Origin of the sequence: Rhodococcus shunpengi, from assembly GCF_048381395.1 — a bacterium.
GTDB lineage: Bacteria > Actinomycetota > Actinomycetes > Mycobacteriales > Mycobacteriaceae > Rhodococcus.
In genome coordinates this window covers 650,189-662,599 of record NZ_JBLWIU010000034.1, presented here as the reverse complement: position 1 = coordinate 662,599, position 12,411 = coordinate 650,189, and the positions used below count along the sequence as shown (strand labels likewise).

Genomic DNA, 12,411 nt, shown 5'->3' with positions numbered 1-12,411 from the left:
TCATCCTGCCCGATACGATCGGGCATACAGCAGCACACGGAAAAAGGCAGATGAACCCCCACAGCGACACCACCGCCGAGCCCGCTCCCGACGGCTTCACCCGTATCGACCCCGACGATCTGGCCACCTGTCTGCGGGTGCTCGACCAGGCAGCGGGTCTCGACGCCGAGCATCCCGACGCGATCACCGTCCAGCGGGCCGTGGGGCACATGTTCAAGAAGTTCAAGCGGTTGCGCCGCAACGAGGCCCGCAAGCAACGCGTCGACGCCGACCGTCAGGTGCTGTCCGCGACCGCCACCGCCTCCCCCACCCGCATCGACGACGAGACCGCCGGACTTCCGCTGGCGTCGGCGACTCGCGGCGCGAGCGCGGGAACGCTGCTGCGTCCGCGGCACTGCTACATCTGCAAGGACAAGTACACCCGGGTCGACGCCTTCTATCACCAGTTGTGCCCGACCTGCGCCGAGGAGAACCACGCCAAGCGCGACGCACGCACCGATCTGCGGGGTCGTCGCGCCCTGCTGACCGGCGGCCGCGCCAAGATCGGTATGTACATCGCGTTGCGGTTGCTGCGCGACGGCGCGCACACCACCGTCACCACGCGGTTCCCCAACGACGCGATTCGCCGCTTCACCGCGATGGAGGACAGCGGCGACTGGCTGCACCGGCTGCGCATCGTCGGCATCGACCTGCGTGATCCCGCCCAGGTGGTCGCCCTCGCCGACGACGTCGCCGCGCAGGGGCCGCTGGACATCCTCATCAACAATGCCGCGCAGACGGTGCGCCGCTCCCCCGGCGCCTACTCGGCGCTGGCCGAGGCGGAGGCCGATCCGTTGCCCGCCGGACCGCGTCCCGAGGTCCTGACCTTCGGCAAGCCCTCGGACGCCCACCCGGCCGCCCTGGCCGGGTCGCTGCCGGCCGAGTTGTCGGCGCATTCGCTGACCTCGCTGGCACTGGTGGCCGGGTCGGCGACACCCGAGCGGGTCGCGGCCGGGGTCGCCGTCGACGCCGGCGGATTGCTGCCGGATCTCGTGCACACCAACAGCTGGGTGCAGACCGTCGGCGAGGTCGAGCCGCTGGAACTGCTCGAGGTGCAGCTGTGCAACTCGGTGGCGCCGTTCATCCTCGTCAACCGTCTGCGTCCGGCGCTCGCCGCGTCCCCGGCCCGCCGCAAATACGTCGTGAACGTCTCGGCGATGGAAGGGCAGTTCGCGGGTCGCCGCTACAAGGGCGCCGGGCATCCGCACACCAACATGGCCAAGGCCGCGCTGAACATGCTCACCCGCACCAGTGCCGAGGAGATGCTCAGCGACGGCATCCTCATGACCGCCGTCGACACCGGATGGATCACCGACGAACGGCCGCACCACACCAAGATGCGGCTGGCCGAGGAGGGCTTCCACGCGCCGCTCGATCTCGTGGACGGCGCGGCCCGCGTCTACGACCCGATCGTCCAGGGCGAGGCGGGCACGGACCTGTACGGATGCTTCCTCAAGGACTTCCGCCCGGCACCGTGGTGATCCGGACCCCGAAATTCGGGGAGACCGGTTCCACACCGTCGATCGTGGCCCGCCCTCCGGGCCGCGGCGATAATGGAGGACGTCCCCGCAGGCCCGCACGAGGAGAGTCATGACTGTCGCTGTCGTTCACGCCGATACCCCCGAAGGCCGGATCGCTCTGCAGGCCGCGGTGCGGGAGGCCGCCGACCGGCAGCAGTCGCTGGTGGTGCTCCACCCGCTCGACGAACCCGACGAGGTGGAAGGTGTGCGGGCACAGGTGAGCGAGGTGGCCGGTACCGACGGCTGGGAGTTGCTCTCGGCCGTCCACGACGGCGATCCGGTCGGCACGACCGTCGAACTGCTCGCGCGCAGCGGCGCCGAACGCGTGGTCATCGGCAGCCGCGGGCGCACCGCGACCGGCAAGTTCCTCGTCGAGCGGGCGGTGCAGCGCCTGATCACCGAGTCGTCGGTGCCGGTGCTGGTCATCAAGGCCGGCTGAGCCGCCGCCCGCCCTCCGGCATCCCCGTTCGTTCCGCGGCCGTTCGTTCTACTCTGGGCACATGGCGTTCCGGGTGGTCGCCGACCTCACGGCCTTCGTGCATCTGCTGTTCGTGCTCTACGTTGCGTTCGGTGGTTTCCTCGCGTGGCGGTGGCCCCGCACGATCGTCGCGCACATCGTCGCGGTGGTGTGGGGAGCGGCCTCGGTGGCCGTGGGGTTCGACTGCCCGCTGACCGCGGTGGAGAACTGGGCACGCCGCGCGGCCGGCCAGGAAGGTCTGCCGCCGAGCGGATTCATCGATCACTACCTCACCGGGGTGATCTACCCGGAGTCCGCGCTCGGTGCGGTCCGTGCCCTCGCCGCGCTCGCCGTGCTGATCTCGTGGGTGGTGCTGTGGCGCCGGATTCGTGTGACGAAGGTCGCCCCCGAGACTTACTCCTGAGTAGGGTGGGGGCATGACTGTCTCCCGGGATCTCGACATCGTCGTCTACGGCGCCACCGGCTTCGTCGGGCGCCTCACCGCCGCCTATCTCGCCGAGAACCTCCCCGACGGCGTCGCCGTCGGACTCGCAGGACGTTCACGCACCAAACTCGAGAAGCTCGCCGCCGACCTCGGAACCGACTGGCGGCTGATCGAGGCGAACGCCGACGATCCCGCCTCGCTGACCGCGCTCGCCGAGTCCACCCGCGTGGTGATCACGACCGTCGGCCCCTACGCCACGTACGGGCTGCCGCTCGTGCAGGCGTGCGCCGAGGCCGGCACCGACTACGTCGACCTCACCGGCGAGGTGCTCTTCCACCGCGAGAGCATCGACCGCTTCGACGACGTGGCCCGGCGCACCGGCGCCCGCATCGTCCACTCGTGCGGTTTCGACTCCGTCCCGTCCGACCTCGGCGTCCATGCGCTCTACCGCGCCGCGGAGGCCGACGGTAACCTGCCGCTCACCGACACGACCTTCGTGCTCGGCTCCTTCCGCGGCGGGGTGAGCGGCGGAACCATCGATTCGCTCCGGCAACAGCTCGACGCGATCCGCAAGGATTCCACCGCACGGAAGATCGCCGCGCGCCCGTACTCGCTGTCCCCCGATCGGACTCGGGAACCCGATCTCGGTCGCCAGAACGACTTCGCGTTCGTCGACGGCAAGTCCGTCGCCCCGGAGATCTCGGGACGGCTCGCTCCGTTCGTGATGGCCTCCTACAACACCCGCATCGTGCGACGCAGCAACGCGCTGCGCGACTGGGCCTACGGACGCCGGTTCCGCTACCGGGAGGTGATGAGTGTCGGCTCCTCGCCGCTCTCCCCCGTCCTCGCCGGGCTCGTCGGACTCGGTACGGGCGCCCTCGCCGCCGGCCTGTCGTTCCCGCCCACGCGGTTCGTCCTCGACAAGCTCCTGCCCGCGCCCGGTGAGGGACCGTCGGAGAAGACCCGCGAGAACGGTTACTTCACGGTGGATCTGTACGCCTCGACCGAGTCCGGCGCCCGCTACACCGCGCGATTCTCCGCGCAGGGCGACCCGGGTTACAAGGCCACAGCCGTGATGCTCGGCGAGTCCGCCCTTTCGCTCGCCCTCGGCGGCGCGGCCCTGCACGCCGGTGGCGGTGTCCTCACCCCCGCGGTGGCCTTCGGGGACGTGCTGACCGATCGGCTCCGCGCGGCCGGTTTCGAGATCTCCGCGCGCCGCCTCGGCTGACCTCGCGTCCGGCGCGCCCGATCGGCGCGCCGGGCCCGCCGAGTGTGGTTCCGTCGCCGCGACGGGCTATGCTCGACCGGACCGAACGATCCGTGCGCGGAACGAGACCTGAGGACGTGACCATGGCTGCGACGAGTACCGAGATGGCTCCGGCCGCTCGTCTCGCGCTCATGCCGTTCTGGCCGACCCGTCGCGGCGCCTGCTTCGATTGTCTGTGTTGCACCCGGGAGTGTTGCTGAGCGCTTCGCCGCTCGTCCAGCTTTTCGGGTTCTTCCAGCTTTCGGAGCCAACGCATGTTCAATCTGCTCATCTTCACACTCGTCGGTGTCGGCGCACAGCTCGTCGACGGCGCACTCGGCATGGCCTTCGGTGTGACCGCGACCACCCTGCTGCTGTTCAGCGGTGTCGGTCCGGCGCACGCGAGCGCCGCCGTGCACCTCGCCGAGGTGGGAACCACCCTCGTCTCCGGTGCTTCGCACTGGCGGTTCCGCAACATCGACTGGAAGGTCGTGCTGCGACTCGGTGTTCCCGGTGCCATCGGCGCCTTCCTCGGTGCGACCGTGCTGTCGGGACTGTCGACCGAGGCCGCCGAACCGGTGACCGCCGGAATCCTGCTGGCCATCGGCGTGTACGTCGCGTTGCGTTTCTCGGTACGACCCCCTGCGGTGGCCCATGCCCGTACCTCCCCGCACACCGCGAAATTCCTGTCGCCGCTGGGCTTCTTCGGCGGCTTCATCGACGCGAGCGGCGGTGGCGGATGGGGACCGATCACCACCAGCACCCTGCTCTCCCGCGGCAAGACGGCACCGCGCACCGTGATCGGGTCGGTGAGCGCGTCGGAGTTCCTCGTCGCGGTCGCGGCGAGCGTCGGCTTCCTGTTCGGGCTCGGCCACGAGTCGCTCGGCAATCTCGTGATCGTCGCCGGTCTCGCCCTCGGCGGCGCCCTCGCAGCGCCGGTCGCGGCCTGGCTGGTCAGCCGTGTGCCCGCGACGTTGCTCGGTACCGGCGTCGGTGGCGTCATCGTGCTGACCAACGCGCACAAGCTCGCCAAGACGTTCGAACTCTCCGGCGCGGCACTGGCGGTGCTCTACCTCGCCATCGTCGCCGCCTGGCTCACTCTGCTGATGGTGTCCTGGAAGCGTTCGCGCCTCACCCCCGCGGAGAAGAGCGGTTCGCTCGAACCGCTGGCGCAGCCGACGCCGGCGGCACTGCTCGAAGGTGCCGACGCGACGCCTCTCCCCGGGGCCCGTCCGGAGCCTCGGGAGGTACCCGGACACAATGAAACTCGCCTGAATTCCAGCACGTCACCACGGACTCCCGACGGGGCATGATAATCGCTATTATGCCCGCGTGCGACAAAAGCGAATACATACTGGTGCCTTCGTCTTCCTCACTGCCGGCGCTGCCTTGACGGCCTGCTCCGCCGAGGATTCCACGGTCGGCATCCGCAATGCTGCCGATATCGGCTCTTCGACGTCCGCCTCCGCCGAATCGCCGTATCTGGTGAAGATCGCACAGAACTTCCCCAGCTGCGAGGCCATCGGCGCGACCCTCGAGCGTTACATCGACGGGCTGACGCCCGCCCCCGGCGGTGTCGTGAGCCCCCAGCGCGTGAACTGCGTGTGGGAGGCCGGAGCCGGTGAGCCGCCCTCCGGACTCCGTTCCGTCGAGGTCGTGGTCGAACCCGAGACCGTCACACCCGCCACCGCAGCGAAAACCGGCCTGGTGGTGGTTCCCGATTCCGCCATCGAAGCGGCCGGCGGATTCGCGCACAGCATGCCGATCAACATGGCCGGCACCGCCTTCACCGCGACCGGCGTCGAACTCCCTCAGGCCTCCGTGTCGATCACCGTCGGCGGACGCGATGCCGCGATGGTCCTCGATCCGGCAGGTGGCGTGGCGGTCGCCAAGCAGCTTCTCGGGCTGTAGCGCACGGTGTCGCGACCCTCGACCGCCCGGGCGGAACCAAGATCACATACAACTCGTACGGACGCTACGATGCGCCATGTGAATCTGACCCGATACGCGGTCGCATCCGCGACCCTCGCCGGCGCCCTACTCCTCGGAGCGTGTTCCTCCGGTGACGACGCCTCCTCCGACACCGCCTCGGACGCCGACTCCGCAGCCTCCGACACCACCACCTTCGACGCCGACACCGTCGGCGAACCGACCGGCCTCGGCAGCGACATCCTCGCCCGCTTCGACTCGTGCGACGATGTCGCGCCCGCCGTCGCCCCCTACATCGAAGGCCTGAGCCTGCGTTCGTCGAGCGGCGTGGACGAGTACAGCGTCTACTGCGCATGGGAGACCCCGGACAGCGCCACGAACCTCGACGAGATCCGGTCGGTGGAGATCGTCCTGGCACCGGGCTCCGGCACCGTCCCGGCGGCGAGCGACCTCGAAACCGGCGGTCTCGAATTGCTCCCCGACGCCGCCATCGAGGCCGCCGGTGGCATCGCCTACACCATGGGAGAGGCCGTCTCGGTCGCCGCCGTCTCCGTCACCCAGGTCCAACTGCCCGAGGTGGAGGTGTCCATCACCGGCGGGCAGTGGGGCGACTACCCGTCGCTCGACGCCCCGACCTCGGTGACCGTCGCCAAGGAACTGCTCGACCTGTAGGCCCGTCCGCGCCGATCGTGCGCGGTGAGCACACCGCGCACGATCAGAGCCTGGGCCGCGATGTAGGTGGCCATGATCCACAACCCCACCGCAGGCAGATCCGCGTCGACGAAGGCACGGACGGCGATGAGCGCATCGGAGACGACGAACAGCATCGCGCCGACCGCCACCGTCCGGTTCACGCCGGTGGCGAGCACCGCCATCGCCGCCAGACACGACGCGTAGATCGCCATCGGGACCACGAGAATCCCTGCCGCAGAAGCGCACACGGCGACCATGGCGATGACCGCGAGAGCGTAGAGGCCGACCACCCACGGGCGGGTCCGCAGCACGCTCGACCGCCGGTACGGCCAGAACGCGACGATGTAGGTGAGCTGGGCGCACAGGAAGAAGCCCACCAGCACCAGGAACGAGGCATCACCGTCGACGAGGTCGGGTGTGGCGTCCCCCAGCCACGAGAAGCCCAGTGCCACAAGCGTGCCCACGAACAGCCGGTCGCGCGGTGCGGACGTGACGAGAACGAGTCCGAGCGCGAGCAACGGCATGAGGAACCACTGCGAGACGTCGGTGAACGCCGAATCGGGCGCGAGAACCTGATAGACGAGATGAGCCGCCGCGACGATCGCGAACGCACCGAGAACGGTGACGGCGATCGTGCGGCGGCTCATGGGATCAGGAGTCCTCGCCGGACGTTCCGGGGTCGTCCACCCCGTCGAAGGCGTCGAGCAGACGTTGCGCCGCGAGCGCGGCGGTCAGCGAACCGTCGCGCACCCCGGCCTCGACGTCCTTGCGGATCGCCCGCACGCGCGGGGAGGTCTCGAGACGACGCAACAGCTGGTCGTGCACCATCGTCCACGTCCAGTCCACCTGCTGGCGGCGCCGGTTCTCGTCGAACATGCCCGCCTCGGTGAGCACCTTCTTGTGCTCGAGCACGGTGTCCCAGAAGGTGTCCAGACCGACGCCGGTCATGCCGCTCATGGTGATCACCGGCGGCTTCCAGATCGCGTCGTGCGGATGCACCATGCGCATCGCGCCGGCGAGTTCGCGGGCGGCGACCCGCGCGTCGCGTTCGAACTCCCCGTCGGCCTTGTTGACGGCGACGAGGTCGGCGAGTTCGAGCACGCCCTTCTTGATGCCCTGCAACTGGTCGCCGGTGCGGGCCAGGGTCAGGAAGCAGAAGGTGTCGACCATGTTCGCGACGGTCACCTCGGACTGTCCGACACCGACGGTCTCGACGAGGATCACGTCGAAACCGGCGGCCTCGAGCAGCACCATCGTCTCGCGGGTGGCCTTCGCGACCCCGCCGAGCGTGCCGGCCGAGGGCGACGGGCGGATGTAGGCGTCCCGCTGCACCGCGAGCCGCGCCATCCGTGTCTTGTCGCCGAGGATCGAACCACCCGTGCGGGTCGACGACGGGTCGACGGCCAGCACCGCGACCCGATTCCCCTGCTCGAGCAGATGCATGCCGAGCGCGTCGATGAAGGTCGACTTGCCGACGCCGGGCACACCGGTGATACCGACACGAATCGCGTTCCCCGCCTTCGGGAGCAGGCGCAGCAGCAACTGCTGCGCCTGCTCCCGATGGTCGTCGCGGGTCGACTCGATCAATGTGATCGCCCGTGCGAGGCCGGCCCGCTCGTTGGCGAGCACGGCCTCGGCGAGGGCGTCGACGTCGATCTGCCGTCGGCGGGTCTGCGCGGCGCCGACCGAGGAGTCGCTCATGCCGACGTCAGCCTCCGAGGTGGTGGCCGAGCTGCGCGGCGAGCTTGGTCAGCAGACCGGTCGCCGCATCCGCGATCACGGTGCCGGGCGGGAAGATCGCCGCCGCACCCGCCGCGTAGAGCTCGTCGAAGTCACCCGGCGGGATGACACCACCGACGACGATCATGATGTCCTCGCGGCCCACCTCGGCCAGTGCCTGCTTGAGGGCAGGGACCAGCGTCAGGTGACCCGCGGCCAACGACGACACGCCGATGACGTGCACGTCGTTGTCGGCCGCCTGCTGGGCGACCTCTTCGGGGGTCTGGAACAGCGGTCCCACGTCGACGTCGAATCCGAGGTCGGCGAAGGCCGTGGCGATCACCTTCTGGCCTCGGTCGTGACCGTCCTGGCCCATCTTCGCGACGAGGATGCGGGGGCGACGGCCCTCCTCCTCGGCGAACTTCTCGACCAGTGCGGTCGCGGCGGTGATGTTGGTGGCCTTACCGGCCTCGTCGCGGTACACGCCGCTGATCGTACGGATCTCGGCCTGGTGGCGGCCGTAGACCTTCTCCAGGGCGTCCGAGATCTCACCGACGGTGGCCTTCGCGCGGGCCGCGTCGATGGCCAGCGCGAGCAGGTTGTTGTCGAGACCCTGGCTCTGCGCACCGGCGGCGCGGGTGAGCGCGTCGAGGGCGGTGCGGGTGGCCTCCTCGTCGCGGTCGGCGCGCAGCTGCTCGAGCTTGGCCAGCTGCTCGGCTCGCACACGCGAGTTCTCGACCTTGAGGACCTCGATCTCGTGGTCCTCGGTCACCTGGTACTTGTTGACGCCGATGACCGGCTGGCGACCCGAGTCGATGCGCGCCTGGGTGCGGGCGGCCGCCTCCTCGATGCGCAGCTTCGGGATGCCCTCCGAGATGGCCTGTGCCATACCGCCGGCCGCCTCGACCTCGGCGATGTGGGCGCGGGCCTTGTTGGCGAGCTCGTGGGTGAGCCACTCGACGTAGTGCGAGCCGCCCCACGGGTCGATGGGTCGCGTGGTGCCCGACTCCTGCTGCAGCAGCAGCTGGGTGTTGCGGGCGATGCGCGCCGAGAAGTCGGTGGGCAGTGCCAGCGCCTCGTCGAGCGCGTTGGTGTGCAGCGACTGGGTGTGGCCCTGGGTCGCGGCCATCGCCTCGACGCACGTGCGGGCGACGTTGTTGAAGACGTCCTGTGCGGTGAGCGACCATCCGGAGGTCTGCGAGTGGGTACGCAGCGACTTCGACTTCGGGTTCTTCGCTCCGAACTTCTCGACGAGTTCGCTCCACAGCAGGCGACCTGCGCGCAGCTTCGCGACCTCCATGAAGAAGTTCATGCCGATCGCCCAGAAGAACGACAGGCGCGGCGCGAACTTGTCGACGTCCATTCCGGCGTCGAGTCCGGCGCGGATGTACTCCATGCCGTCCGCGAGGGTGTACGCGAGCTCGAGGTCGGCCGTCGCGCCGGCTTCCTGGATGTGGTAGCCGGAGATCGAGATCGAGTTGAAGCGCGGCATCTTCGCCGAGGTGTACGCGAAGATGTCGGAGATGATCCGCATCGACGGCTTCGGCGGATAGATGTAGGTGTTGCGGACCATGAACTCCTTCAGAATGTCGTTCTGAATGGTTCCGGCCAGCTGCTCGGGCTTGACGCCCTGCTCCTCCGCCGCCACGACGTACAGCGCCAGAATCGGCAGCACCGCGCCGTTCATGGTCATCGACACCGACACCTGCGACAGGTCGATGCCGTCGAACAGCTGACGCATGTCGAGGATCGAGTCGATCGCGACACCGGCCATACCGACGTCACCCTGCACACGCGGGTGATCGGAGTCGTAGCCGCGGTGCGTGGCCAGGTCGAAGGCCACCGACAGACCCTTCTGACCGGCGGCGAGGTTGCGACGGTAGAAGGCGTTGGACTCGGCGGCGGTGGAGAAGCCGGCGTACTGCCGGATGGTCCACGGCTGGTTCACGTACATCGTCGGGTACGGCCCGCGCACGAACGGGGCCAGACCCGGGTAGCTGCCGAGCGGGTAACCCTCGGCGACGACGGCGTCGCGGTCGGCCTTGGTGTAGACCGGCTTGACGTCGATGCCCTCGGGCGTCGACCACACGACGTCCTCGGTGCTGTAGTTGTTCGCCTCGGCGACGGACTCGACGAGCGCGGCGGCCTGCTCCGCGGTGGGAGCGGAGGGCGCCGGCGCGGCCGGGTCCGTCAACGGGACGTCGGCGAAACTGCCGATTTCGTGTTCGATGCTCACTTACGCTCCCAGAGTGTTCAGCAGGTCGGTGAGGGCGGCGACGGCGTCGATGCGCGCGGTGAGGAAGCCGTCCGGACGATCGTCGCCCTGCGCGTCCTTCACGGCCTTCTCGGGTCCGGCCAGCAGCACCGTCGTGATCCCCGCCGCACGCAGCGCAGCGGTGGCCGTACCGGCCTGCTCGCCGTAGCGGGTGTCGGTGCCGCACAGCACGGCGACGGACGTTCCGGTGTCTCCCACCAGGGACGACAGGTCGGCGTCGAGATCGAGCGGTCCGGGATTGACCGCTTCGATTCCACCGGCGGCGAGCAGGTTCGCCGCGAAGGTCGCACGCACGTTGTGTTCGGCGATCGGCCCGAGCGGGGCGAGCAGCACCCGCGGGCGGGCACCGTGCGAGGCCAGGTAGGTGTCGGAGCGGTCGCGCAGCGCCTCGAACGGTGCGGCGTACCGCGCGGCGGACGCGCCGGCCTCGGCGACACCGACCGGCAGCGGCTTCTCGGCCAGGTTCGGGAACTCGTTGACACCGGTCACCGAGAACTTGCGGTGCGCGATGTCGGACTCGCGGCGGGCACGCGTCTGCGCGACACGCTCGGCGATCAGCCCCGACTCGAGAGCGGCGCGGTAGCCACCGGCCGCCTCGATCTCCTGGAAGAAGCCCCACGCCTTCTCCGCGATCTGCGCGGTCAGTTCCTCGACGTACCAGGAACCGGCGGCGGGATCGAGGACACGACCGAGGTTGGACTCCTCGAGCAGCAGCAGCTGGGTGTTGCGGGCGATCCGGGCGGAGAACGCCTCGGACACCTCGAGCACACCGGCCGGCAGCGCGGAGTCGAACGGCAGGACCGTGACGGCGTCGGCGCCACCGACACCCGCGCCGAACGCAGCGAGGGTCGTGCGCAGCATGTTCACCCACGGATCGCGCTGGGCCATCATCGCCGCGGAGGTCACGGCGTGCTGCGGAGCGTTGCCGGCCTCGGGGGCACCGGCGACCTGGGCGACGCGCGCCCACACCTGACGACCCGCGCGGAACTTGGCGATGGTCTGGAACTGGTCGTCGGTCGCGGCGAGACGGAACTCGAGCTGACCGAGCGCGGCAGCGACGGGAACCCCGGCGTCGACGAGTGCTCGCACGTAATCGAGGCCGGCGGCGATCGCGGCACCGAGTTCCTCGGCGTCGGACGAACCGGCGTTGTGGAAGGCGGTGCCGTCCACGGTGAGGGCACGCACCCCTTCGGTGCGGTCGGCGGCGGCCCGTGCCAGCTCGACGGCCTCGTCGAGAGACACGTCGGGACGCTCGGAGAACGCGCTGGTGAGCGGCGCTGCACCGAGGAAGATGCGCACGGCGGCGCGGTCCTCGATGTCGGTGCGGTTGTCGAGCACGGAGTACACGGCGGTGGTCGCTGCGACCACGTCGGCACCGGCGTCGAGACGGACCGGCGCGAGGTCGAGGAGCACACCGCTCAGCGCGGTGTCGAGCGCGTCCACGGGGACCGCGCCGGCGCCGAGACCGAGCCACACCGAGCTGACACCGTTGTTCAGGGCGTCGAGGATGCGCTCGTTGACCGAGGCCGCGTCGGTGCCGGTGAACCGGACGTCGACGAGCCAGCCGGTGTTGACGTCGCGCGTGGACGAGCCGCCGCGGACGAACGGGAACTCACCGGGCAGCGGCGCTTCGTCGCGCTCGTCGCGCACGCCGTACAGCGGCGCGACGGTGACGTCGTCGTAGGTCGTGGTCTCGAGCAGACGCTGCGGCTCGGGTCCGAGTTCGGCCGGGTCGACGCGTCGGGACTTGGCCAGCACCCCCGCCACCGCGTCCTGCCACTGCGCATATGCGCGCGCGGCATCCTCGGCTTCTGCAGCTAATGACACGGGCGATTCCTCCTACTGCGGGTTTGCAGGCTTTGTACGGACGGCGTTGTCGGCCGGAGGTGGACAACCTCGAAAAGGGTAGGTTGCCTTCGGTGTGATGCTATCCCCACACACCGCGCGGTCGTTGTGGGGATCACCACAGTTTTTCTAGCGCTCGATAACGACGTCCTCGACCGGAACGGTATCGTGCCGCCTTCACCACTCTGCTCGCGGGGAAGCAGAGACCGCCCGGCCGGTAATGTGGACGCTCGTGACGAGGCT

At 69.6% G+C, this 12,411-nt stretch carries 11 protein-coding genes; 7 read left to right on the top strand and 4 right to left on the bottom strand.

From position 1 onward, the window contains the following. Window positions 1-50: 50 nt before the first annotated feature. The 7 genes from ACNJ7K_RS23300 (at window position 51) to ACNJ7K_RS23270 (ending at window position 6,308) form a co-directional block, all read left to right on the top strand. Window positions 51-1,520 carry an SDR family NAD(P)-dependent oxidoreductase gene (locus tag ACNJ7K_RS23300; RefSeq protein ID WP_159418390.1) on the top strand — a complete coding sequence of 490 codons (1,470 nt, stop codon included), beginning with the start codon at window positions 51-53 and terminating at the stop codon, window positions 1,518-1,520. A 109-nt stretch (window positions 1,521-1,629) separates the two neighbouring features. Beyond that, window positions 1,630-1,998: a universal stress protein gene (locus ACNJ7K_RS23295; RefSeq protein WP_006551545.1), complete on the top strand. Its 369-nt coding sequence runs from the start codon at window positions 1,630-1,632 to the stop codon at window positions 1,996-1,998. A gap of 61 nt (window positions 1,999-2,059) precedes the next feature. Further along, a complete protein-coding gene (locus ACNJ7K_RS23290) occupies window positions 2,060-2,440 on the top strand; it encodes a DUF2784 domain-containing protein (RefSeq protein ID WP_159418391.1) in 381 nt (126 codons plus the stop codon). A 13-nt stretch (window positions 2,441-2,453) separates the two neighbouring features. Further along, on the top strand, window positions 2,454-3,689 hold the full coding sequence (locus tag ACNJ7K_RS23285) for a saccharopine dehydrogenase family protein (RefSeq protein ID WP_268655677.1): 1,236 nt from the start codon (window positions 2,454-2,456) through the stop codon (window positions 3,687-3,689). Between the two features lie 293 nt (window positions 3,690-3,982). Next, the gene (locus ACNJ7K_RS23280) at window positions 3,983-5,020 is read left to right on the top strand and encodes a sulfite exporter TauE/SafE family protein (RefSeq protein WP_159418393.1); all 1,038 of its coding nucleotides are present in this window, start codon (window positions 3,983-3,985) and stop codon (window positions 5,018-5,020) included. A gap of 19 nt (window positions 5,021-5,039) precedes the next feature. Then, the gene (locus tag ACNJ7K_RS23275; RefSeq protein ID WP_230791708.1) at window positions 5,040-5,618 is read left to right on the top strand and encodes a hypothetical protein; all 579 of its coding nucleotides are present in this window, start codon (window positions 5,040-5,042) and stop codon (window positions 5,616-5,618) included. Window positions 5,619-5,687: 69 nt separating this feature from the next. Beyond that, the gene (locus ACNJ7K_RS23270; protein ID WP_159418395.1) at window positions 5,688-6,308 is read left to right on the top strand and encodes a hypothetical protein; all 621 of its coding nucleotides are present in this window, start codon (window positions 5,688-5,690) and stop codon (window positions 6,306-6,308) included. Here ACNJ7K_RS23270 and ACNJ7K_RS23265 read toward each other — a convergent pair. The 4 genes from ACNJ7K_RS23265 to mutA are packed head-to-tail and all read right to left on the bottom strand — an operon-like array spanning window position 6,248 to window position 12,150. Next, entirely contained in the window at window positions 6,248-6,976 is a 729-nt protein-coding gene (locus ACNJ7K_RS23265; protein ID WP_159418396.1) for a lysoplasmalogenase, read from the bottom strand. The two genes, ACNJ7K_RS23270 and ACNJ7K_RS23265, sit on opposite strands and share 61 nt — an antisense overlap. Before the next feature lie 4 nt (window positions 6,977-6,980). Further along, entirely contained in the window at window positions 6,981-8,030 is a 1,050-nt protein-coding gene (meaB, locus tag ACNJ7K_RS23260) for a methylmalonyl Co-A mutase-associated GTPase MeaB (RefSeq protein ID WP_230791712.1), read from the bottom strand. Between the two features lie 7 nt (window positions 8,031-8,037). Next, entirely contained in the window at window positions 8,038-10,284 is a 2,247-nt protein-coding gene (gene scpA / locus ACNJ7K_RS23255) for a methylmalonyl-CoA mutase (RefSeq protein ID WP_487042233.1), read from the bottom strand. Next, window positions 10,285-12,150 carry a methylmalonyl-CoA mutase small subunit gene (gene mutA, locus ACNJ7K_RS23250; RefSeq protein WP_268655675.1) on the bottom strand — a complete coding sequence of 622 codons (1,866 nt, stop codon included), beginning with the start codon at window positions 12,148-12,150 and terminating at the stop codon, window positions 10,285-10,287. Window positions 12,151-12,411 lie beyond the last annotated feature (261 nt).